19 protein-coding genes are annotated in these 22,303 nt (G+C 66.9%); 10 read left to right on the forward strand and 9 right to left on the reverse strand.

Features of this window, described 5'->3' with window-relative positions:
* Nucleotides 1-17: 17 nt before the first annotated feature.
* The 5 genes from DYI37_RS10310 to DYI37_RS10330 all read right to left on the reverse strand — a co-directional run bounded on the left by DYI37_RS10310 (nucleotide 18) and on the right by DYI37_RS10330 (nucleotide 5,741).
* The gene (locus DYI37_RS10310) at nucleotides 18-683 is read right to left on the reverse strand and encodes an ATP-binding cassette domain-containing protein (protein WP_116683155.1); all 666 of its coding nucleotides are present in this window, start codon (nucleotides 681-683) and stop codon (nucleotides 18-20) included.
* Nucleotides 680-2,395, reverse strand: a complete 1,716-nt coding sequence (locus DYI37_RS10315; RefSeq protein WP_245413866.1) for an ABC transporter permease — start codon at nucleotides 2,393-2,395, stop codon at nucleotides 680-682. Before DYI37_RS10315 ends, DYI37_RS10310 begins: the two co-directional genes overlap by 4 nt.
* Before the next feature lie 123 nt (nucleotides 2,396-2,518).
* A complete protein-coding gene (locus tag DYI37_RS10320; RefSeq protein ID WP_116683157.1) occupies nucleotides 2,519-3,739 on the reverse strand; it encodes an ABC transporter substrate-binding protein in 1,221 nt (406 codons plus the stop codon).
* A 167-nt stretch (nucleotides 3,740-3,906) separates the two neighbouring features.
* Complete coding sequence (locus DYI37_RS10325; protein WP_116683158.1) at nucleotides 3,907-4,296, reverse strand: response regulator; 390 nt, start codon at nucleotides 4,294-4,296, stop codon at nucleotides 3,907-3,909.
* A complete protein-coding gene (locus DYI37_RS10330; protein WP_158555139.1) occupies nucleotides 4,293-5,741 on the reverse strand; it encodes a sensor histidine kinase in 1,449 nt (482 codons plus the stop codon). Before DYI37_RS10330 ends, DYI37_RS10325 begins: the two co-directional genes overlap by 4 nt.
* A 346-nt stretch (nucleotides 5,742-6,087) precedes the next feature.
* Here DYI37_RS10330 and DYI37_RS10335 point away from each other — a divergent pair, with 346 nt between their 5' ends.
* The 10 genes from DYI37_RS10335 (at nucleotide 6,088) to DYI37_RS10380 (ending at nucleotide 17,005) form a co-directional block, all read left to right on the forward strand.
* A complete protein-coding gene (locus DYI37_RS10335; protein WP_116683486.1) occupies nucleotides 6,088-7,131 on the forward strand; it encodes an NAD(P)-dependent alcohol dehydrogenase in 1,044 nt (347 codons plus the stop codon).
* A 9-nt stretch (nucleotides 7,132-7,140) separates the two neighbouring features.
* On the forward strand, nucleotides 7,141-7,530 hold the full coding sequence (locus DYI37_RS10340) for a hypothetical protein (RefSeq protein WP_147307910.1): 390 nt from the start codon (nucleotides 7,141-7,143) through the stop codon (nucleotides 7,528-7,530).
* 26 nt (nucleotides 7,531-7,556) lie between these two features.
* On the forward strand, nucleotides 7,557-8,441 hold the full coding sequence (locus tag DYI37_RS10345) for an AraC family transcriptional regulator (protein ID WP_116683161.1): 885 nt from the start codon (nucleotides 7,557-7,559) through the stop codon (nucleotides 8,439-8,441).
* A 79-nt stretch (nucleotides 8,442-8,520) separates the two neighbouring features.
* Nucleotides 8,521-9,450: an ABC transporter substrate-binding protein gene (locus DYI37_RS10350; RefSeq protein ID WP_116683162.1), complete on the forward strand. Its 930-nt coding sequence runs from the start codon at nucleotides 8,521-8,523 to the stop codon at nucleotides 9,448-9,450.
* Between the two features lie 132 nt (nucleotides 9,451-9,582).
* Complete coding sequence (locus DYI37_RS10355) at nucleotides 9,583-11,085, forward strand: sugar ABC transporter ATP-binding protein (protein WP_116683487.1); 1,503 nt, start codon at nucleotides 9,583-9,585, stop codon at nucleotides 11,083-11,085.
* Nucleotides 11,075-12,040: an ABC transporter permease gene (locus DYI37_RS10360; protein ID WP_116683163.1), complete on the forward strand. Its 966-nt coding sequence runs from the start codon at nucleotides 11,075-11,077 to the stop codon at nucleotides 12,038-12,040. Before DYI37_RS10355 ends, DYI37_RS10360 begins: the two co-directional genes overlap by 11 nt.
* An 8-nt stretch (nucleotides 12,041-12,048) precedes the next feature.
* Entirely contained in the window at nucleotides 12,049-13,707 is a 1,659-nt protein-coding gene (locus tag DYI37_RS10365) for an FGGY-family carbohydrate kinase (protein ID WP_116683164.1), read from the forward strand.
* 106 nt (nucleotides 13,708-13,813) lie between these two features.
* Entirely contained in the window at nucleotides 13,814-14,542 is a 729-nt protein-coding gene (locus DYI37_RS10370; RefSeq protein ID WP_116683165.1) for an SDR family oxidoreductase, read from the forward strand.
* Nucleotides 14,543-14,639: 97 nt separating this feature from the next.
* On the forward strand, nucleotides 14,640-15,368 hold the full coding sequence (locus DYI37_RS10375) for an SDR family oxidoreductase (RefSeq protein ID WP_116683166.1): 729 nt from the start codon (nucleotides 14,640-14,642) through the stop codon (nucleotides 15,366-15,368).
* A 287-nt stretch (nucleotides 15,369-15,655) separates the two neighbouring features.
* Nucleotides 15,656-17,005, forward strand: a complete 1,350-nt coding sequence (locus DYI37_RS10380; protein WP_116683167.1) for a cation:proton antiporter — start codon at nucleotides 15,656-15,658, stop codon at nucleotides 17,003-17,005.
* A gap of 36 nt (nucleotides 17,006-17,041) precedes the next feature.
* Here the strand turns inward: DYI37_RS10380 and DYI37_RS10385 are convergent, their stop codons facing one another.
* Genes DYI37_RS10385 through pelF form a run of 4 tightly spaced genes read right to left on the reverse strand, consistent with a single transcriptional unit; the run spans nucleotide 17,042 to nucleotide 22,302 of the window.
* The gene (locus DYI37_RS10385; RefSeq protein ID WP_158555140.1) at nucleotides 17,042-17,956 is read right to left on the reverse strand and encodes a glycoside hydrolase family 191 protein; all 915 of its coding nucleotides are present in this window, start codon (nucleotides 17,954-17,956) and stop codon (nucleotides 17,042-17,044) included.
* A 34-nt stretch (nucleotides 17,957-17,990) separates the two neighbouring features.
* Nucleotides 17,991-19,334 carry a polysaccharide biosynthesis/export family protein gene (locus DYI37_RS10390; protein WP_116683169.1) on the reverse strand — a complete coding sequence of 448 codons (1,344 nt, stop codon included), beginning with the start codon at nucleotides 19,332-19,334 and terminating at the stop codon, nucleotides 17,991-17,993.
* Nucleotides 19,331-20,803: an exopolysaccharide Pel transporter PelG gene (gene pelG, locus DYI37_RS10395; RefSeq protein ID WP_116683170.1), complete on the reverse strand. Its 1,473-nt coding sequence runs from the start codon at nucleotides 20,801-20,803 to the stop codon at nucleotides 19,331-19,333. The genes DYI37_RS10390 and pelG overlap by 4 nt, the downstream gene beginning before the upstream one ends.
* Complete coding sequence (gene pelF / locus DYI37_RS10400) at nucleotides 20,803-22,302, reverse strand: GT4 family glycosyltransferase PelF (RefSeq protein WP_199520133.1); 1,500 nt, start codon at nucleotides 22,300-22,302, stop codon at nucleotides 20,803-20,805. The genes pelG and pelF overlap by 1 nt, the downstream gene beginning before the upstream one ends.
* Nucleotide 22,303 lies beyond the last annotated feature (1 nt).

A 22,303-nucleotide genomic window follows, 5' to 3' on the forward strand; every position in this document is an offset into this window, starting at 1 on the left:
AGAGGATCGCCCCTGCCTCAGCCGGCCGGGGGTTCGATCTCGACGATCGGCCCGCCGGCGGCCTCGGCATCCTCCCGGTCGTGGGTGACGAGAAGCGCGGGAATCGCGCGCTCGCGCACCAGCGAGAAGACGAGGTCGCGCATGGACCGGCGAAGCGGGGCATCGAGGCGGGAGAACGGCTCGTCGAGGAGAAGCGCACGCGGCCGCGCGAGAAGCGTGCGGGCGAGCGCGACCCGGGCGGCCTGACCGCCGGACAGCGTCGCCGGATCGCGATCGAACATATCCGGAAGGCCGACCCGTTCCAGCATCGCGGCCGCGGCCGCCCGGCGCTCGCGCGCCCCTCGCAAGGCGAAGGTAAGCGCGAAGAGAAGGTTGGCACCCACCGACATGTGCGGATAGAGCAGCGCATCCTGAAAGAGGAGGCCGACGGCCCGCTTTTCGGGGCGGGTGCGGTCGATGCGCGCGCCGTCGAGGAGAACCTCGCCCTCCGCCGTGAAGGCGGAATCTAGAAAGCCCGCGATCAGCGCGAAGAGGGTCGACTTGCCGGAGCCGGACGGCCCCATCACCGTCAGCACGTGTCCCGGCGGAATATGCCGGTCGATCGCGAGCAATGTCCGGCCGTCGAGGCCGATCGCGACATTCTTCAGGCGAAGGCCCGGCTCGTGCGGTCGCGGATGGTTCATGCGCCCTCCATGCCGCGCCTGCGGCGATAGACGAGGACCGGAACGAGGCTTGCCGCAAGGAAGACGAGTGCGGGGACGATCGTCTGCAGCAGCGCATAGACGCCGACGATGCGCCGATTGCCGCCCGAGGCGAGGGCCACGGCTTCGGTCGTGATGGTGGTGAGGCGTCCCGCCCCGATTAGGACCGTCGGCAGATACTGGCCGACGGAGACCGCGAAGCCGATGGCGAACGCGGTGAGGATGGGGGCGAGAAGCAAGGGGATGCGGATCCGAAGGAGCGTTGCGACCGGGCCATGGCGCAGGCTGGCCGCCACCCCGTCGTAACGTGGATCGAGCGCGAACCAGGGCCCGACGAGGGCGAGCGCCACATAGGGCGCGACGAAGACCAGATGAACGGCGACGAGAAAAGCGAGCGAGGGCTCGAAGCCGCTCGCGACGACGAGGATCTGCAGGCCGAACACGAAGGCGATCTGCGGCACGATGAGTGGCAGGTAGAGGAGCCCCGCGATGAGGGAGGGCAGGACCGGCCGCTCGCCGGCAAGCCTCGGGACGGCGCGCCGATGGCTTTCCAGCATCGCAACGACCGCAAGAAGGGCGATCACCCCCGACAGTCCGGCAACCATAGCGGTCGTCACGATCGGCCCCTCGGCACGCGGCAAAGCGCGCTCGAGGGTCTGGGTGGTGAAGGCCTGGGGCAGCGGATCGGGAAAGGACCAGAGCCCCGCGAACGACCAGATCGCCAGAACGAGAAGACCGAGGGCGAGCGAGAGACCCGCCAGCGCGACCGGGAGCATCGCAAGGCCTCGCGCGGCGCCGTCATTGGTTCCGCGCCGGCCCCGCGCCGCGATCGCCGCCCCCAGGCGCGCGCAGAGGCGCTCCAGTCCCAGCCAGACGAGCAGCGCGCCGGCGGTGACGGCAAGCTGCAGGAGAGCGCCGGCGGAGGCGAGAAAGCGCAGGGACAGATCCGGGTCGCCCATCCACTGCAGGAGGCGGACCGCGAGCGTCGGCGGAACGGACGGCCCGAGGATCAGCGCCACGTCGACCACGGAGGATGCGAAGGCGACGACCGCGAGCACCGGCAGGCGGATCTGGCGATAGACCGAGGGCCAGACGGTGTGGAGGAAGGCCGCCATCCGTCCGTATCCGAGCGAGCGGGCCAGCATGGTCCGCCGTTGCGGCTCGGCCTGGGGCAGCGCGGCGAAGGCGACGAGCATGAGGAAGGGGATTTCCTTGGCGATGAGACCGGCCATCATGGAAAGCCCCAGGGGATCGCCGACGATCAGGAGATCGGGCGGGCGGTCCAGCCCGAGGGGCGCTGCGGCAAGACGGAAGAGAAGGCCGGACGGCGCGATGAGGAAGGCGAGACCGAAGGCCGCCGCCGCATGGGGAATCGCAAGCAGCGGTCCGAGCGCTCGCCGTGCGATCCGCATGGCGCCCGTTCCATGAAATGCGGCGAGGAACAAGGAGACGGCGAGGACCGAGAGCGCGGTGGTCACCAGACCGGAGGCGAAGGACAGGAGGCTCGACGCGAAGAGACCCGGCTGCGCGAGGAGTTCGCGAAAGGGCCCGAGCGAAAGGCTCGTGCCCCCGAGCGCCGGCAGATAGCCGAAGGCGGGCAGCACCACGCCGGCGAGACCGACCGCGACGGGCGCGGCCAGAAGTCCGGCGATCGACCAGGGAATGGCTCGAAGAAGGCGGGGGCTGGCACTCACGTCGTCGTCATTCGAACCATTGCGGGCGGTCTTTCGCCCGTCGGGCATCCATTCGTCGCCAGAAGAGCGCCGTGTCGGTCCTCTTCGGGCACCTGCGCGTCGATCCTCGAACAGGCCCCCGGGTCAACTTCCGTAGCGCGCCTTCCACTCCTCCTCGATCCGCGTCATCCATGAGGGATGGGGTTCGGGCAGGACCGGGCCGAGTTCGTCGGGGCCGAGGGTCGCGACGCCCCGATCGATCGCCTCGAACGCCTGCCGGTCGGCCGGTTCGAGCTTTTCCATGTCGAGAACCGTCGGATCGCCCCAGATCTCGGGCCGCTCCTTGCGAAGCTGGGCCTCGGGCGACAGGAGAAAGTCGGCGACGACCTTGGCGGCGGGTTTCGAACCCGAATTATAGGGGATCGCCACGAAATGGGTGTTGCCGAGGGTCCCGCCGGGAAAGACGAAGGACCGCACCGTGTCCGGGAGTTCGAAATTGGCGATCGCGCTCGAGGCCTCCGCCGGATTGAAGGCGAAGATGATGCCGAGTTCGCCATCGGCCAGAAGCTGCTTCATCGCCGGGTAGTTCTGGGGATAGTCGCGTCCGGAACGCCAGAGGACCGGCTGGAGCGCGTCGAGATAATCCCAGAGCGGCCGGGCGGCCTCCTCGAACTTCGCCTCGTCCACCGGCTCCTGAAGAAGGCTCGGATCGGCGATCTTCTCGGACAGGATCTGCTTGAGGAAGCTCGAGCCCATGAAATCGGGCGGCGCCGGATAGGAGAAGCGGCCGGGATGATCCTTGGCCCATTGCAGGAGTTCGTCCGCCGTCCGGGGCATCGTGTCGAGATCGCCGAACCGGGCCGGATCGGTGAAGAAGACGAATTTCGCCCCGCCCCAAGGGCTTTCCCGCCCGTCGGTCGGAACGGTGAAATCGGTCGTCACGGAGGGATTGTCGGCGTCGACGAGGGACCAGTTCGGCAGATCGGTCGCGAACCCGTCGGCGAGCAGCCCCTGCTCCTTCATGGAAGCGAAGTTCTCGCCGTTGATCCAGATGAGATCGATGCCGCCGTCCTCGTTTCGCCCGGCCGCCTTCTCGGCCAAGACCTGCGCGACTGCGTTCGCGGTGTCCTCCAGCTTCACGTGTTCGAGCGTGATATCGTAACGCTCGGACACCTCGTCTGCGACCCACTGGATGTAATCGTTGATGTTCTGGGAGCCACCCCAGGCGTTGAAGTAGACGGTTTGCCCTTTGGCAGCCTCGACGGTGGCGCTCCATTCGTCGGAGGACGGCTCTTGTGCGGTCGCAGGTCCCCCGGCGATCGCCAGCAAGACCACGGAGGCCAGCGCCGATCTCAAAAGCTTCATTCCACTCGTTCCTTCCCCCGCGCGTGGCCGTCCATGCACCGCCATCTGCCTTTATCTTCGCCGGGATTGCCGGAACCGTTACCTCGCGGGTGCACGAACACGGCACGCAAGGCTCCATCCTGGTCGGCCGATGGCCTTTTCGCGATCGGCGCGAAGGGAGCCGCGTCCTATTCGGAACCCGGTTGCGCCCTTTGCGGCGCCGAGGCCACCGCCGCAAGGACCTCGCGCTCGGAGAAGGGCTTGCCGATGAAGCCGACGGGGTCCCATTCCGAGGCGAGCGCCCGCGTCTTCTCGTCGAGATTGCCGCTGACGAAGAGCGAGGGAATGTCCCAGCGCTGGCGCAGGGCCGCGGCCGTCTCGACGCCGTTCGGACCCCGGGCGAGATTGACGTCCATGATCGCGATATCGATCATGTCCCCCGATTTCTCGGCGAGCGCCAAGGCCTGCTTCATGTCCGATGCCTGCCCCACCACCTTATGGCCCGCATCGACGAGGATGTCCTCCAGGTCCATGGCCAGAAGCATCTCGTCCTCGACGATCATGATCGACAGGCTCACAGCGAAGCATCCTTCGGGAAGACGACCGCCGTTCGGTAGCCGCCGGTTTCGGACTGGGCCTCGACATATCCCTCGATCTGCGCGGCCATGGTCTTGACGAGACGGGTGCCGAGCCCGTCCGGGCGCGTCTGGCTCGTCGTGCCGACCCCTTCATCGGCGACGGCAAGTTCGATCATGTCGCCGTCGATGCGCCGGAGCGAGAGAAGGATCGGTCCGTGGCGCCCGTCCGGATAGGCGTATTTCAAGGAATTGGTCACGAGCTCGTTGACGATGAGCGCGATCGGGATCGCCCGCTCGGTCTTCAGGTGGAGCGGTTCGACCTCCACCCGAAGATCCTCGCGCTGTTCTGTATTGGCCGCCAGATCGGCGCAGAGGCCTTCGAGATAATCCGCCATGTCGACGACGAGGGGGTTCTCGGTGCGATAGAGCCGCTCGTGGACGGAGGTGATGGCCCTGACCCGGGAAATCGCCTGTTCGAATGCCTCCTTCGAACCCGGGTCCCTGAGGCGCCGCGCCTGAAGGCTCAATGCGCTGACCACCAGCTGGAGGCTGTTCTTCACCCGGTGATTGACTTCGGCGAGGAGCAGATCCTTCTGGTCGAGAAGGCTTTCCTGCGCCTTCACCGCCTCGGCGAGAGCGGTCTCCCGCTCGCGATCGGCCGAGACGTCCATGATGACGCCGATGAGGCGTGGCTTGCCGTTCGACGTGCGAAGCACCTCGCCGCGCGAGGCGAGATGCCGGGTCTCGCCCGTCGCGCGATCGACGACGCGGTAGTCGAAGCGCACCCGTGTCTGATCGGGACTGTCCAGCGCATCCTGCACCGCCTTGTTGACGACCGGCAGATCGTCGGGATGCATCAGGGCGAAGAACGGCGCGGCGACCGGGCCGCCCTCACCCGGACCGAAGCCGAAGAAGGCGTCGACGGTGGCGTTCCGCCGCCAGATATCGGTTTCCGGCTCGTATTCCCAGGAGCCGAGATCGGCGGCATGGAGAGCCACGCGCAATCGCGCATCGGCCTCGCGGGTGCGCTGCACGCTCTCGGTCACGTCCATGGGGTCCTGGACGATGTAGCGCACCGCCCCGTCCGCGCCTTTGACCGGCGTGTGAACCGGCGTCCAGTAGCGCTGCGAGAACCCGCCGCCTTCGCTCTGGGGACGCGGAATATCGTACTGGATGACCGCCATCTCGTGCGACTCGCCCGTGCGCAGCACATGGCGGAGCGAGACCTCGAGCGGCCCCTGCTCAACCGTGCCGGCTTCCTCCGGATTTTCCGGAAACGCCTCGAGAATATGGCGCCCGACGATGTCCTCGCGCGTGCGGTCCGTCGTCCTCAGATAGGCGTCGGTCGCCGCGACGATCGTCAGCGCGGTATCGAGCACGAGAAAGGGTTGCGGCAGACCGGCAAAGATCGCCGCATGGTCGGTCGCGTCAGGATCGAAAATCATCGGCTTCATCGGTCAGACACATCAGGAGCGGCATTCATCGCATAACGGCTCGTCGGACGAAAAAGTGCCATCGGCAGATAGCATTCGCGTTGGAGAGCTAGGTCACGACCACGGATTCGATCAGGTGGCGATCGATCTTATTTCTCGCCGAGGCGCAAATTCGCCATCTGTCGCGTCACGATATGGCGCCGTCTCCGCCTCCTTGGAGGCCTGCCGCAGGCTCGGGAGCGACTTGAAGGAAGGCTCGCACCGCCCCTTTGCACCCGCGATCGATTTCTGTAACGCAGCCGGCGAGATTCGGCGCCCGTCGGCACGCGAAGTCCCATCGATGGAAAGGTTCACGCCCGTGAAAGCTCTCGTACTGGAAGAAAAGGGACGCCTGTCCCTCCGTGATTTCGACATCCCAGGCGACGTCGGACCGGACGATGTCCGCATCCGCGTGCACACGGTCGGCATCTGCGGCTCGGATGTCCACTACTACACCCATGGCCGCATCGGCCCCTTCGTCGTCGAGGAGCCGATGGTGCTCGGGCACGAGGCCTCGGGCACGGTGATCGAAGCCGGCGCGAACGTCACCGGCCTGAAGGTCGGCGACCGCGTCTGCATGGAGCCCGGCATTCCGAACCCGACATCGCGGGCCTCCAAGCTCGGCATCTACAATGTCGACCCGGCGGTGACGTTCTGGGCAACGCCCCCGGTCCACGGCTGCCTGACGGGCGAGGTCGTCCATCCCGCCGCCTTCACCTACAAGCTCCCGGACAGTGTGAGCTTTGCCGAGGGCGCGATGGTGGAGCCCTTCGCCATCGGCATGCAGGCGGCCATCCGCGCCGGCATCAAGGCGGGCGACATCGCCGTCGTGACCGGCGCGGGACCCATCGGCATGATGACGGCCCTCGCCGCCCTCGCCGGGGGCTGCGCGAAGGTCTATGTCGCCGACTTCGCCCGGCCGAAGCTCGACATCATCGCGGCCTATGACGGGATCGAGACCGTCGATCTCGGCGAGAGAAATCTCGCATCGGCGATCTCGCAGGCCACCGATGGCTGGGGTGCCGACGTGGTCTTCGAATGCTCCGGCGCCGCGCCCGCCATCATCGGCCTTGCCGGCCTCGCACGCCCCGGCGGCTGCGTCGTCCTCGTCGGCATGCCGGTGGAGCCCGTACCGGTCGACATCGTCTCCCTCCAGGCCAAGGAGCTGAGGATCGAGACGGTGTTCCGCTATGCCAATGTCTACGACCGGGCGATCGCCCTCATCGGCTCGGGCAAGGTGGATCTCAAACCGCTGATCTCCGACACGATCGCGTTCGAGGACAGCATCGCCGCCTTCGACCGTGCGGTGGAGGCGCGCTCCAGCGACGTCAAGCTCCAGATCGCGATGCCGTCCGGGACCTGAGGACGGAAATTGCAGACTGTGAAGGGCCTTCGCGACCGGTTCCGCGAAGGCCCTCATCGGTTCGAGCAAGGCCGACGGGCGGCTCGAAATAGTATGGGCGACTGCGCGACGCGCAGATCTGCCATTCGCGGTCGCGCCCTGCCGCCTTCCGGTTCCGATCGCCCGATTTTTGCACCGCAACAGCTGTTTTCGCCGATAAACCTGTGTCTCGAGGTGTCGATCCCGGACGAAACGAGCGCCACATCGGCGTCCGAACGCCTGAAATCGTCACGCATCGGTCAAAAAAGTATCGTTCGTTTGCGCGTCAGGATGTGGAGCGCGGGCGAGCGGGCCGGTATTCTCGCCCAAGACAAGCCGGCAGCGGTCGACGCGATGGGACGGGAGGTCCCGGACGACTGAACAGGCAGGCCGTCGGGGAGGAAGACATGCAACTTCATCTCGAACTGGTTCATATTCGCGAGGGCGAATCCTTTGCCGCATGGCGGCACGGCTATCCCTTCCGCACGGTGCGCTGGCACTACCATCCCGAATACGAGATCCATCTCGTCGTGAACACGTCGGGCACCTTCTATATCGGCGACTATGTCGGCGAATTCGGTCCCGGGCAGCTGATCATGACCGGCCCCAATCTTCCGCAGAACTGGATCAGCGATCTCGGCCCGGAGGAGACGGTCGCCTGCCGCACCGAGGTCATCCAGTTTCCGCAGGGCTTCATCGACCGGGCGAGCGCGACCTTCCCGGAGATGGCGGAGGCCGAGGACCTGTTCGAAATGAGCCGGCGCGGGCTGCTCTTCGACGAACGCACGAGCGAGGCGGTGCGCCCGCTGATGGCCCGGATCGCAGAAGCGCGCGGCGTCGCCCGCCTCGGCCTTTTCTTCGAAATCCTCGGCATTCTCTCCAATGCCCGCAACGTCCAGCAGCTCGCCAGCCTCAGCTACGATCCCGACCAGCACGATCCCGGAAGCTCGGCGATGAACCGGGTGATCGCCCATCTGCGAGACAACCTGACCGCGCCGATCAGCGAGAGCGAGCTCGCCGAGATGACCGGCCAGAGCCTCAGCGCCTTCTCGCGCTCCTTCAAGCGCCATACCGGCGCACCGCTCGTGCGCTTCCGCAACCAGTTGCGCATCGATCTCGCCTGCAAGGTGCTGCTGAGCGATCCCGCTGCCCGGATCGCCGATCTCTGCTTCGAGGTCGGCTTCTCGAACCTCTCCAACTTCAACCGCCAGTTCCTGAGGCTGAAGGGCATGTCGCCGAGCGAATTCCGCGCCCGCTTCATCGAGAACGAGGCCGCTCGTCTCCACGCCTGACCGAACCGGTCCCAAGGACGCATTCACCAGGGCGCGCGCTCCCTCGAGGCGCGTCACCATTCTTCAACAAGGAGGAACCATGAAGAAGCTCATCACAACCGTCTCGGCCGCCGCCATCACGCTGGCCGCGTCCGTCTCCCTCGCATCCGCGCAGGACAGCGCCCCCGACGGTCCGCCGAAGATCGGCATGACCTTCCAGGAGATGAACAATCCCTATTTCGTCTCCATGCGCGAGGCCCTGATGGAGGCGGCGAAGACGATCGGCTCCGAGGTCGTCGTCACCGATGCGGGCCATGACGTCGCCAAGCAGATCAGCGATGTAGAGGACATGCTCCAGCAGGACATCGACATCCTGCTCCTCAATCCGACCGACAGCGCCGGCATCGAGAGCGCGGTGCGCATGGCCAAGGATCGCGGCGTCATCGTCGTCGCCGTCGACGCCAATGCCAACGGCCCGGTCGACAGCTTCGTCGGCTCCAAGAACCGCGATGCCGGCTACATGTCCTGCAAATATCTCGGCGAGGCCCTGAACGGCGAAGGCGAGGTCGCGATCCTCGACGGCATTCCGGTGGTTCCGATCCTGCAGCGCGTCGAAGGCTGCAAGGCCGCGCTCGACGAGTTCGACGGCATCACGCTGGTCGATACCCAGAACGGCCGCCAGGACCGCTCGGTCGCCCTCGGCGTCACCGAGAACATGATCCAGGCCCATCCGAATCTCGCCGGCATCTTCTCGGTCAACGACGGCGGCGCCATGGGCGCCCTCGCCGCGATCCAGGGATCGGGCAAGGACATCAAGCTGACCTCGGTCGACGGTGCGCCGGAAGCCGTGGATGCGATCGCGAACGGCGGACCCTTCATCGAGACCACGGCGCAGTTCCCGCGCGATCAGGTCCGCGTCGGCCTCGGAATGGCGCTCGCCCAGTATTGGGGCGCCCAGGTGGTTCCGTCCGAGATCCCGATCGACGTGCGCGTCGTCGACAGCGAGAACGCCGAAGACTTCGCCTGGTAAGCGGCGAGGCTTCACGTGAAACAGCGCCCCGCCCGGCTCCGGCCCGGCGGGGCGTCCATGAAGGGCCCTCGCGCAATGCTCGGGGCCCCGGAAAAAAAGCAGATGCGAGGCGATGCGGTGGAGACCGGTTCCATGCTGCAGATGACGGATATCCGCAAATCCTTCGGTCCGATCGAAGTCCTGCACGGCGTCGATCTGGAGGTGCGGGCCGGCGAAGTGCACGCGCTTCTCGGCGAGAACGGCGCCGGCAAGTCCACCATGATGAAGATCCTGTGCGGCATCGTCTCGGCCGATCAGGGCTCGATCCGGATCGACGGCAAGCAGCACGACTTCTCCCATTACGACGAGGCGATCGCGGCCGGCATCGGCATCGTCTTCCAGGAATTCAGCCTCATTCCCTATCTGACCGCCGTCGAGAACATCTTTCTCGCCCGCGAAATGACGACGCGCCTCGGCCTTCTCGACCGCAAGGCGATGCGCCGGCGCGCCGCAGACGTGCTCGGCCGTCTTGGCGTCGACGTTCCCCTCGACCGGCCGATCGCCGACCTCAGCGTCGCCCAGCAGCAATTCGTCGAGATCGCCAAGGCGCTGGCGCTCGACGCCCGCATCCTCGTCCTCGACGAGCCGACCGCGACGCTCACCCCCGGCGAGGTGGAGCATCTGTTCGCGGTGATGCGCGAACTGCGCCAGCAGGGCGTCGCGATCGTCTTCATCTCCCACCACCTCGAGGAGATCTTCGAGATCTGCGACCGGATCACGGTCCTGCGCGACGGCGAATATGTGGGCACGCGCGAGACGGCCGGGATCGGCATCGACGAACTGATCGAGATGATGGTCGGGCGGCGCCTCGAAGCGAGCTTTCCCGAAAAGCCTCGCGCGCAACCCGATGCCGAAGTCGTCGTCGATGCGAGAACGGTCCAGCTTCGCAAGAACGGTCCGGTCAGCCGGTTCCAGCTGCGGCGAGGCGAGATCCTCGGCTTTGCCGGCCTCGTCGGCTCCGGCCGCACCGAGACCGCGCTCTCGCTTCTCGGCGCCTATCCGGCGGCCAAAGTGGACGCCTCGATCAACGGTGTCGACAAGGCACCGGCGAGCCCGAGCGAGGCTCTGGCACGCGGCATCGGCCTCCTGCCGGAAAGCCGCAAGGAACAGGGGCTGATCACCTCGTTCTCGATCCTTCAGAACATTTCCCTCAACAATTACGGGAAATACGAGACGCTGAAGCTGTTCATCGACCTCAAGAGTGAACTCGACCATACCCGCAAGGCGATGAAGGCGGTCAGGGTCAAGGCGCCGAGCGCCCATGCGGCCTGCGATACGCTGTCGGGCGGCAACCAGCAGAAGGTCGTCATCGCACGCTGGCTGAACCACGACACGCCGATCCTCATCTTCGACGAGCCGACGCGCGGCATCGATGTCGGCGCGAAGGCCGAAATCTACCAGCTGATGCGCGATCTCACCGCGGACGGCTACGCCATCATCATGATCTCGTCGGAGCTTCCCGAGGTCATCGGCATGGCGGACAGGGTCTGCGTCTTCCGCAGCGGCGCGATCGTCGCGACGCTCGAGGCAGGCGACATCACCTCCGAAAAGATCATGACACAGGCGACGACTGGAGAGCTCAACTATGTCGCATGACACCACCACCGAGACCTCCGGCTCGCTCCTGAAATCGATCACCCGCTCGCCGCTGATCCTGCCGCTCGTCGGCCTCGTCATCGTCTCCATCGCGATGGGCTTTGCGAGCGACAACTTCTTCAGCCTCGACAACATCCTCAACATCCTGCGCCAGCAGTCGATCATCGGCATCCTGGCGATCGGCATGACCTTCGTCATCCTGACGGGCGGCATCGATCTGTCGGTCGGCGCGGTGATGGCGCTCGCCGGCACCATCGGCGCCGGCATCATGGTCAATATGGGAATGCCGGCCGAGATCGGCCTTCTCGGAATGATCGCCGTCGGCGTCCTGTTCGGCCTGTTCAACGGCTTCCTGACCGCCTGGGGCAAGATGCCGGCGATCATCGTGACGCTCGCCACCATGCTGATCGCCCGCGGCCTCGGCCTCGTCTATTCCGGCGGCTATCCGATCTCCGGCATGCCGGGCTGGATTTCCTGGTTCGGCGTCGGCCGGCTCGGCGGCATTCCGGTGCCGATCATCATCATGCTCGTCCTCTACGCGCTTGCCTGGGTGATCCTGCAGCGCACCTCGTTCGGCCGCCATGTCTACGCGATCGGCGGCAACGAGACGGCGGCGCATCTGTCGGGCGTCAACGTCAAGCGCGTGAAGCTCATGGTCTTCGCCATTTCCGGCTTCACCGCCGCCATGGCCGCGATCGTCCTCTCCGGTCGCCTGATGAGCGGCCAGCCGGGCGCGGGCGTCGCCTTCGAGCTCGACGCCATCGCCATGGTGGTTCTGGGCGGCGCGGCGATCTCCGGCGGACGCGGCCTCATCCTCGGAACCCTGATCGGCGCGGTCCTCCTCGGCATCATCAACAACGGGCTGAACCTCATCGGCATCAACCCCTATCTCCAGGACGTCATCAAGGGCCTCATCATCCTCCTCGCCATCTATATCAGCCGCGAACGGCGATAGGACCGGTCATGACGAGCACCACCCATTCCCATCCCGGCGACAGCGCCGCGGCCCGGCGCTTCTTTCTCGGCGTCGATGTGGGCACAGGCTCGGCGCGGGCCGGCCTGTTCGACGCCGGCGGGACGCTTGTCGCGACCGCCAAGGCCGATATCGAGATCCATCGCGAGCCCGGCAACATCGTCGAGCAGTCGAGCGAACAGATCTGGGAGGCGGTCTGCCTCTGCGTGCGCGAGGCGGTGAGACGCAGCGGGATCGACCGCGAGGCGATCGCGGGCATCGGCTTCGACGCGACCTGTTCGCTGGTCGTTCGAGGCCGTGGCGGCGCGCCGCTCCCCGTCGGCGATGCGGCCCATCCCGAACGCGACGTCATCGTCTGGATGGATCACCGGGCCCTCGACCAGGCCGCGCGGATCAACGAACTCGCTCACCCGGTTCTGGATTACGTGGGCGGGCGCATCTCGCCGGAAATGCAGACGCCCAAACTTCTCTGGCTGAAGGAGAACCGGCGGAGCGTCTACGACGCGGCCGAGGCCTTCTTCGACCTCAGCGATTTTCTCGGCTGGAAGGCGACCGGCAGCCTCGCGCGCTCGGTCTGCACCGTCACCTGCAAATGGACCTATCTTGCCCATGAGGGCCGCTGGGATCCGTCCTACTTCCGCGCCATCGGCCTTAGCGACCTCGCCGACCAGGACTTTGCCCGCATCGGCACCACGATCGTCGAGCCGGGCACGCCGCTCGGGCGCGGCCTGACGGAGGAAGCCGCCGAACGGCTGGGCCTGAAACCGGGAACGGCGGTCGGCGCCGGCCTCATCGACGCCCATGCCGGGGGCATCGGCACCGTCGGTGCCGCCGGCGGCTCGGGCGACGCGACGCGCAGCCTCGCCTACGTGTTCGGCACCTCCTCCTGCACCATGACGACCACGCGCGAACCGGCCTTCGTGCCGGGGGTCTGGGGACCCTATTATTCGGCGATGGTCCCCGGCGCATGGCTGAACGAGGGCGGACAGTCGGCCGCCGGCGCCGCGATCGATCATCTGGTGACGATGCATCGCGCCTATACGGACGTCGCGGCCGAGGCGAAGGCGGCAGGCAAGCCCGCTCCCGTGCTTCTCGCCGATCGCGCGCTCGGCGAGGCCGGCGAGGCGTCGGCCGCCGTCACGCTCGCAGGCGCGGTCCACGTGGTTCCCGAATTCCTCGGCAATCGCGCGCCCTTCGCCGACCCCCATGCCCGCGCCCTCGTCGCGGGGATCGGCATGGAGCATGACGCGGCCTCGCTTCTCGCCCTCTATGTCGCGGGGATCTGCGGCCTCGGATACGGGCTTCGCCAGATCGTCGAGACCCAGGCCGCCAACGGCGCGCCTGTCGAGGAGATCGCGATCAGCGGCGGCGCCGGCCAGCACGAACTCATCCGCCAGCTTCTCGCCGACGCGACCGGCCTTCCGTTGAGGGCGGTCGAATGCGAGGAACCCGTGCTTTCCGGCTCGGCCATTCTCGGCGCGGTCGCAGCCGGCGCCTACGAGACGATCGAGGCGGCGATGCCGGCCATGTCGAGGGTCGGGCGCAGCTATGCGCCCGCCGGCGGACCGATCCGCGAGACCCACGAGCGCCGATACCGGGCCTTTCTCGCTTTGCAGAAGACGGCGCGCGAGATCCGCGCAAGCGATTAGAGGCGGACCGGCTCCTCGAACCGGGGCCGCGACCGCCGGCGAGCGAACCCGGGGACGCGCGTCCCCTCCCCCGTCGCCATGCTATCGAACAACGAAGGAAACACCCATGGATTTCAGCGGACAATCGGTGATCGTCACCGGCGCCGGCAAGGGCATCGGCCGTGCGACGGCGCGGCTTCTGGCAGAGCGCGGCGCCGAGGTGGTGGCGATCAGCCGGACGCAGTCCGATCTCGATGCGCTGGTTGCCGAGATGGGCGGCGGACGGGCGATCGTCGCCGATCTGTCGGACGGCAAAGCTGCCCGCGAGGCGATGGCCGAGGCCGGACCCTCAGACTTCCTCGTCAACTGCGCGGGCACGAACGTCCTTCAGAGCCTCCTCGACATGACCGATGACGGCTACGACACCGTGATGGACATCAATCTGCGATCGGCGCTGATCTGCTCGCAGGAATTTGCGAGGGCCCGTATCGCGGCCGGAGGGGGCGGGGCGATCGTCAACATCACCTCCATCGCCGGCTATCGCGGCTTTCCCGATCACCTGTGCTACGCGGCCTCCAAGGCCGGTCTCGAGGCGGCGACCCGGGTGATGGCGAAGGAACTCGGGCCCCACGGCATTCGCGCCATGGCGCTGGCGCCGACGGTGACCATGACCGAGCTTGCGGCCGCCGCCTGGGAAGACCCCGCCAAGAGCGGACCGATGATGGCCCGCCATCCCGTGGGCCGCTTCGCCGAGGTCGAGGACGTGGCGCGTGCGGTCGCGCTTCTCCTGTCCGAGGATGCGGTCATGCTGACCGGCTCCTCGCTCGCCGTCGACGGCGGCTTCCTTTCGGTCTGAGTCGCATCCGCGCCGGACCGCTCTTTTCTTCGAACACGATCATAGCCAGAGGCCGGATGCCCGGAAGGGGCGCCGGCCATCCACAGGAGACGACGACATGGCGCAATTCCTTCAAGGACAGATCGCGGCGGTGACCGGAGCCGCATCCGGCATCGGCCTTGCCAGCACGAAGGCGCTGCTCGATGCCGGCGCGACGGTCGTCCTCGTCGACCGCGACGCGGACGCCCTCGCCCGCCTGTCGGAAGAACTCCGCGAGCGGGCGCTCATCCAAAAAACCGATCTCCTCGATGCCGAAAGCTGCAAGGCCATGGTGCCGGAGATCCTCGGCAAGGTCGATCACATCGACATCCTCCTGTGCAATGCGGGCAGCTATATCGGCGGCGATCTCGTCGACACGACGCCCGAGGCGATCGACCGGATGGTCAATCTCAACGTCAACACGGTGATGAAGAACGTCCTCGCGGTGGCCCCTCACATGATCGAGCGCGGCACCGGCGACATCGTCGTCACCTGTTCCATCGCGGGCCACAGCGCGATCCACGTGGAGCCGGTCTATTCGGCCTCCAAATGGGCGGTCACCAGCTTCGTGCAGACCATGCGCCGCCAGTTGATGGGCCACGGCATCCGCGTCGGCCAGGTCTCGCCGGGACCGGTCATCTCGGCGCTTCTCTCCGACTGGGAGCCCGAGCGCCTGGAGCGCATGAAGAAGGAAGGCGCGCTGATGGAGGCCGAGGAGGTGTCCGATGCGATCCTCTTCATGCTGTCGCGCAAGCGCACCGTCACCATCCGCGACGTGATCGTGCTGCCCTCGGCCTTCGACATCTGAGGCGCTTCGGCCCGTAATCCATTTTCCCACCCGGTCCCGTTCGAGGCGTCCTACGCGATGCCTCGTTTCGACCGGGAAGACCACGGGCCTTGCCTTCGGCCATGCCGCTCCGATTTGGGAAGGCAGGCCGACGGCGAAGGGGAGAGCCCGCCGGCGCGAACCACGAAAGGTGCCGGAGCGCAGTTCAGTGGAAACGAGCGGGCCGTGATGGAGCGGGTCACGCCCGGTCCGCAGGCGAAGCATCGGCGCCGATCGAACGGGTCTCGTTCAAGGAGCCATATCCCGCCATGCCGACGCTGTTCGATCTCGCGGCCATCCTGATGGTGCTGTCCGGCACCTTCGGCTATCTCAACAAGCGCTATATCGGCCTGCCCAGCAATGCGGGCCTCCTGGTGCTGGCGCTTGTCTCCTCGATCCTCGTCATCGCCGCCTCCCATCTCGTGCCGGGCCTCGCCTTCGCCAGCCAGATCCGTGACACCGTCGGATCGATCGATTTCAACGAGACGCTGATGGAAGGCATGCTGGGCTTCCTGCTCTTTGCGGGGGCCCTGCATGTGGACTGGCAGGCGCTGAAGTCGCGCAGCCTTTCGGTGGGGCTGATGGCGACCCTCGGCGTCCTCCTCTCGACGCTGATCAGCGGGGCCGGCTTCTATTATCTGTGCCAGTTCGCCGGCATTCCCCTCGCCTTCAGCTGGGCGCTCGTCTTCGGCGCCCTGATTTCGCCGACCGATCCGGTGGCGGTGCTGGCGACCCTGAAGACCATGACCGGCGTTCCCAAGCGCCTCGAGATCGACATGGCGGGCGAATCCCTTTTCAACGACGGCGTCGGGGTCGTCGTCTTCACGATCCTGCTTGCCGCCGCGACCGGCTCCTCGGGCGCCGGTGGGATCGATTACGCGGTCGCCTTCGGCGATTTCGCCATCGAGGCCCTTGGCGGCGCGGCCTTCGGCGCGCTCACGGGCTACGTCGCCTATCGCATGATGCTCGCCATCGACGACTATCCGGTCGAAGTGCTGATCTCGATCGGGCTCGTGATGGGCACCTATGCGGCGGCCCATGCCCTCGGCATGTCGGGGCCGATCGCCGTCGTCGTCGCCGGCCTCCTCATCGGCGAGCGCGGCGTCACCTATGCCATGAGCGACACGACCCAGCGCTATCTCCACGGCTTCTGGACGCTGATCGACGATATCCTCAACGCCGTCCTGTTCATGCTGATCGGGCTCGAATTCCTGGTGATCGACTTCGACTGGGCCCATGTCCTCGTCGCGATCGCGGCAATCCCGCTCCTCCTGTTCTCGCGCCTCGCATCGGTCTACCTGCCGTTCCAGATCGTGCGCCTGCGCGAGCATTTCTCGCCCGGCATTGTCGCCGTGCTGACCTGGGGCGGCATTCGCGGCGGCATCTCGGTGGCGCTCGCGCTTTCGCTTCCTGATGGCGGCGAGCGCGACATCATCGTCACGGCGACCTATGCGATCGTCGTCTTCTCGGTCCTCGTGCAGGGCATGTCCCTCTCGCCGCTGATCCGGCGGGTGGCCGCCAAGGAGAGCACGCAGGATCGCGACGGGCGGACCGAAGAGGGATCGCGGGCGACCGCCGAAGGAGAGGCCGCAGGTCCGGGCGGCCGGGGGGCGAACTGAGAGATCGCGGCGTGGCGTCCGCTGGGTCCTACCTTATCAGGGCGCGCGAGCGACCGGCGTCGCGTCGAGCGCTCGGACGCCGAAGAACGGCGTGAAGCCGAGGCGGTTCAGTTCGCGCGACAGGGACGGGATCATCGCCGGATCGCTCACATACTCCGTCGCGAGCCGCTTGATCTCTCCGCTGTCGACGAGACGAAAATAATCGAGGCTCCAGTCGACGTCCGAAGGGCTGTTCAGGCAGTTCTGGCATTCGAGCCCCGTCAGGAGCGATTCCTTGTTCACCGCATCGATCGCGTCCACATAGCCACGATAGCGCAGGAGCGGCTCGGCGTTCTGGGGCAGGAGGAGGAAGTCGCCGTCCCTTTGGCGCGCCGTCTCGCCGATCTCCCGCACCAGCGACACCATCCTCTCGTCCGCATCGGGAACCGTCGCGGTCCAGTCGGCGAATGCGTCGACGCGATCGAGAAGGGCGCCGTCATAGCCGCGATCGAGGATCTGCCTCAGAAGACCCGGCTCTTCGCCGAGGAGAAGCTCCGCCCAGGCCTCGTCCCAGTATTTCACGGGGTGCGAGCCCGGCCATGCCGTATTCTCCGGGCCGAGCCAGTCCGGCGCCTCGCGGCGCCAGCGCTCGGGCCAGAACCAGCGCTTCGTATCGGCCTCCCCGATCGACAGATAGGCGAGGACGAGCCTTCGCCCCCCATCGGGCTTGCGCTTCAGCCGCTCGACCTCTTCGGCGGAGATGAAGAGGCCGAGATCGTCGCTGAGGCTCGGCTCCACGACGATGAGGTCGAGCGCCGAGGCGGCAAGCGCCTCGATGTCGATGTTCTGGTACTGGCATCCCCAGAACGAGACCTCGTCGAGGAGCCTGCGGCGCTCACCGTTCGGCGCGGCCCTCGCCCATCCGGGCCTGCCGGAGAGGACGGCGAGGGACGCCGAGAGAAGTTTGAGCATGGTTCGCCTCGGGAGCCGCATGATACGTCGCCGGCTACCGGCTGGCAGCGTCGGAGCCGACGCGCATGGCGCTTTCCTCGGATCGCGGCTCGAGATTCACAACATCCCCCGGATAAAGCTCCGTCGTCGGCTCGGCCTCGAAGGTCCGCGTCCCCTCGCTGTCCCGGCGCACGATCTCGATCCTGAAGTCGGAGAGGGCCTTGCGGGTTTCGGCCGGATCGGAGGAAAGCGACATCCGGCTCGCGCCCTTCATCGCCGCGCGGGCGAGAGCGATCTCGTCGTTGACCTGCAACAGGTCCTGACGCAGGCGGGCCGCATAGTCCACGTCGACCTTGTCGCTCGCATTGCGATAGGCGTCGATCTCCCGGGACAGGCGCTGCAATTCGCGCTGGAGATCGTCGTGTCTCTGCTCGGACTGGGCGATGATGGTGCGATATTCGCGGGCCTCGGTCTCGTCGGTCAGCCGGGGATCGGGCTGTTCGATCCGGGAGAGATCGGCGCGGCCCGATTGCGCCCGGTCCATCGCCTCCTGCGCCGAGCGGGAGAGTTCGGCGCGCTCGCGCTCGAGACCGGCGATGAGGTCGCGATAGGAACCGATCGCCTGCTCGCGCGCCTCGTCTGAACTGCCTTGCGCCGCGCGTTCGCGCTCGATCATCTCGGCGGCGTTCGCCGGACCCACGAGAACGGTCAGCTCGGAAGGGATGTCGAGCGGCTGCCCCGAGCTTTCGGCATCGAGGCGCTCGCGCCGTGCGAGGAGACTTGCGAGCCGGCTCATGGCTCCGTCGGCCCGCTCGGCCTCGCGCTCGCCTTCCAGCCGCGAGACGTTCGGCACCCGATCCTCGCCGAGCCCACCTGCGAGAGCGATCGCCTGGATGACGATGAGACCGGAGGAATAGGCGAACTGTCCGGGTGTGCCCACGGGTCCGAGAACGTAGATCGGCTGGCTGGAGACGACCGCCACATGGACATCGCCCGACTGGCCGATCGCATCTTCGTAGGCGGCGAGGATGTCGTCCCGCACCGCCGCGCGGTCCCGGCCCGCGAAGGGAATCGAGCCGAGCCTCGGGATGTCGACCGTTCCATCCTCCTGCACCCGGTAGTCGCCGGTGAGGTCCAGACGCTGGTAATAGGCCGCCGGCGCGCCCTCATCGCCCGGAACGGTGCCCGAGGCCAGCTGTTCGAAGAAGCTGATCTTGACGGTATCGCCGATGTGGTAGGCGACGCCCGCCTCCGCCGCACGCCCCTCGCCCTCCCCCTCACTGGCACTTTCGGAGGAGGATGCGGCAGTCTGGGCATGCGCCTGCGGCATCAAGGCGAGGCCGGGGGCCGCGAGGACGCAGGCCGCTGCGACCGCGGAGAGAAAGGCGAAGCGTTTCATGATCTTCCTTCCTTTGAGAATGTCCGGATGAGGGCGTGGATGCGGCCCAAGAGAGCCGCCGTCGTCCCGCCCCGCCTCCTTGCGCCCGAAGCGAGGGTCAGCCCCCGCTCGAAGGTCAGTCGCGTCAGCCTCTGGAGGACCGATTGCAGGACATAGAGGGATGCGAGACCCGAGACGAGCGCGGCCAGAAAATAACCGACGCCCAGATATGCGGACGGCAGGAGGAGGCTGAGGGCGGCTCCGCCTCCGTTCAGCACGAAGAAGAGCACCTGAAGGCGCATGAAGTCCCGCTCCGCACCGCAGTTGAGAACGAGGGCGGTCGCCGCGAAGAAGATCACGTGGAACAGCGCGCCGAGAATGCCGAACTGGAGCGTCGCGATCTGGACATGGGCAAGGCCGACGAAGGGAATGGCGAACGGCACGAGGACCACGAACAATCCGGTCAGACCGGTCTGGAGGACGAGGAGCCCGCGAAGCTGGAGATCGATCAGGGTCTCGACATTCGACAGGCGGGACTGGATGGCGACCAGCGTGTCGCGCTCCTCGATCCCCTGCAGATACCGGCGGATCGCCCCGTAGCTCGCCGGATCGATCGCGAGGAAGTTGAAGGCGAGGCCCGGCACCATTGCGAGCCGCGCGACGAACATCGCGCTGTCATAGGTAGGCGCCGTTTCCAGTCCGTTGGCAGCGGCGATGCCGAGGGGCCCCAGCCACATCACGACGGAATCGATCCAGATCGCCGCCACCGCGAAGGCGGCCCCGAGAACCAGCGGCCGGTGATCGCGCCATGCCTGCGACAATCGCGCCCCGATGCGCGGGGCGCCGACCGAGGCCCCGCCGAACGCCCTCAACAGGAAGCCACCGATGATGGACGAGCCGAGCGCCAGACCGAACGAGAACCCGACGGCCTGCACGGGTGCCCCGAAGCCCGCCTCCCGCAATGCCAGACTGGCGCCGACCGAGACGACGAGCGCGATGGCGAAGCTCGCCCCGATCAGCCCGTATCGCTTGACCGAGGAGGCGAAGGCGAAGCTTGGCCACATCAGCGATGCCAGACCGCAGGCCTGGACCGCTATCAGGATATCGACCGGCTCTACGGACATCCGGGAAAACAGGAGGAGCGCGGCGATGACCGTCGTCGAGAGCCAGGACAGGAAGAGGCAGGTCACATAGGCATCGGCGATCTCGCTCGGATCGTTCCGGTAAAGATCGTCCGCAAGGAGCCGTCCGCACAGGGCGATCACCGGGGCGGTGGCGAGAAGCGTGATGAAGAAGATGTAGATGATGATCGACTGGAGCGCGAACGCGTCCCCGTCGTCCTGCCGGGTCGCCTGCAGGAGGCCCATCGCAAGGACCGTCAGGATCCAGGGCCCCGCGACGACGCTCGCCCCGAAGAGACCGTCCGCGAGGGCGCCGGACAGCGACCTGTCGCGGGAGGGAAAACGGAGCTCGAAACCGATATTCGCCATCAGCCCGCCCGCCTCTTCACCGTCGCGGCGGGTTCGTAGAGGGCGTGATAGCGCGCGGCCGAACGCTCGGAGGTGTAGAGGCGGCAGACCCGCTCCTGCAGGTTGCGGCCATATGCGAGCCGCCGCGCCTCGTCCGTGAGGAGCCCGACGACCGCATCGGCGATCTGTTCGGCATTCAGGAGGTCGGTGACGACGCCGCCGGGCGCGCCGGGCACCTCGATCATCTCGCGGCAGGCCCCGACATCGGTCGTCACGCAAGGCCGGCCCGCCGCGCCCGCCTCCAGAACGGTCAGCGGCTGCGCCTCGCTGAGGCTCGTCAGAACCGCCACATGGGTCTTGGCGACGAGGTCCCGCACATCGACCTGCCCCAGGAACTGGACGATCCCTCCAAGACCGAGCGTCGCCGAGAGAGCCTGACATTCGGACGCATAGCGCGGATCCTCGTCCATCGATCCACCGATCAGGATGCGGACGGAGCCGACCGCATCCGCGATGCGGCGAGAGGCCTGGAGGAAGGTCTTGATGTCCTTGATCGGCACGACGCGGCCGATCAGGGAGACCGTCGGCGGCGCGTCCCCGGGCGGCTGCGCGATCGAGACGAAGCGCTCCACGTCGATGCCGTTGGCGATCACCTGGAGGCGGGCGTCCTCGGCCCCGAGAAGGCGCTGCATCGACTGGTTGTCGCCGAAGAGAGTGGTGATCGAGCTGCAGGTCTCGTAGCAGACGCGCGCGAAGGATTCGAAGGCCATCACCCAGAAATCGCGCACGTCGTCCCGGCCGTCGCCGTCGGCGAGCCCCTTGTCGATCGTGCCGCCGATCCATTCCGACATCAGGATCTCGATCCGGCGCTCGTTCGTGTAGATGCCGTGCTCCGTCAGGATCACGTTGGGCGCGCCGTTGAGGGCGGCCCGCGCGGCGAGAAGGCCGGCATAACCGGTCGAGATCGTATGATAGGTCCGCGCATGGGAGAGCGGCGTCGTCAGAACGGAAAAGAGCCCGCCGACCAGCGCCTGATAGGCCCAGAAGAAGTCCTTGAACGCGGTGTGCGGCATCAGCCGTTCATAGGTCGCGACGCACAAGGCCCAGCCGGTCTCGCCGCGCATGAGATCGTCGAAGGACAAGGGCCGCTCGCGATCGTTGACGAGGGCCTCGAGGCGGGTGAACTCGCCCAGAGACCCGGTCTTCAGGAAGCCGGTCAGTCTCTCGACCAGGTCCTCGATATCGGCGACGGGCCGCCTGCGGAAGCGCGAGCGCACCGCCGGCCCCTTCCCCAGTTCCAGCTCGCGGAACCGGACGAGGTTCGGCGGAAACCCGTAGCGCGCCTGCCGCTCCCCATGCCCCGGCACGATCGAGGTGACCGCGAACCGGTAGGACGGGGAATTCCGCAACAGCCAGTCGACCCAGGTGGAGACGCCCCCCGAAACATGAGGATAGCAGCCCTCCACGACGACGCAGATATCGGCATCGAGGCCGGGTTCGAGATCGAAGGGGCGGATCACG

This window comes from Fulvimarina endophytica, from assembly GCF_003403015.1.
Classification (GTDB): Bacteria; Pseudomonadota; Alphaproteobacteria; order Rhizobiales; family Rhizobiaceae; genus Fulvimarina; species Fulvimarina endophytica.

Bases quoted from the DNA above. Each gene is read 5' to 3' on its own strand.
- DYI37_RS10380 (WP_116683167.1), top strand. From the start codon at position 15,656: ATGCCGACGCTGTTCGATCTCGCGGCCATCCTGATGGTGCTGTCCGGC.
- pelG (WP_116683170.1), bottom strand. From the start codon at position 20,803: ATGGCGAATATCGGTTTCGAGCTCCGTTTTCCCTCCCGCGACAGGTCG.
- DYI37_RS10375 (WP_116683166.1), top strand. From the start codon at position 14,640: ATGGCGCAATTCCTTCAAGGACAGATCGCGGCGGTGACCGGAGCCGCA.
- DYI37_RS10370 (WP_116683165.1), top strand. From the start codon at position 13,814: ATGGATTTCAGCGGACAATCGGTGATCGTCACCGGCGCCGGCAAGGGC.
- DYI37_RS10330 (WP_158555139.1), bottom strand. From the start codon at position 5,741: ATGATTTTCGATCCTGACGCGACCGACCATGCGGCGATCTTTGCCGGT.
- DYI37_RS10320 (WP_116683157.1), bottom strand. From the start codon at position 3,739: ATGAAGCTTTTGAGATCGGCGCTGGCCTCCGTGGTCTTGCTGGCGATC.
- DYI37_RS10385 (WP_158555140.1), bottom strand. From the start codon at position 17,956: ATGCTCAAACTTCTCTCGGCGTCCCTCGCCGTCCTCTCCGGCAGGCCC.
- DYI37_RS10390 (WP_116683169.1), bottom strand. From the start codon at position 19,334: ATGAAACGCTTCGCCTTTCTCTCCGCGGTCGCAGCGGCCTGCGTCCTC.
- DYI37_RS10360 (WP_116683163.1), top strand. From the start codon at position 11,075: ATGTCGCATGACACCACCACCGAGACCTCCGGCTCGCTCCTGAAATCG.
- DYI37_RS10310 (WP_116683155.1), bottom strand. From the start codon at position 683: ATGAACCATCCGCGACCGCACGAGCCGGGCCTTCGCCTGAAGAATGTC.
- DYI37_RS10350 (WP_116683162.1), top strand. From the start codon at position 8,521: ATGAAGAAGCTCATCACAACCGTCTCGGCCGCCGCCATCACGCTGGCC.
- DYI37_RS10345 (WP_116683161.1), top strand. From the start codon at position 7,557: ATGCAACTTCATCTCGAACTGGTTCATATTCGCGAGGGCGAATCCTTT.
- DYI37_RS10355 (WP_116683487.1), top strand. From the start codon at position 9,583: ATGCTGCAGATGACGGATATCCGCAAATCCTTCGGTCCGATCGAAGTC.
- DYI37_RS10365 (WP_116683164.1), top strand. From the start codon at position 12,049: ATGACGAGCACCACCCATTCCCATCCCGGCGACAGCGCCGCGGCCCGG.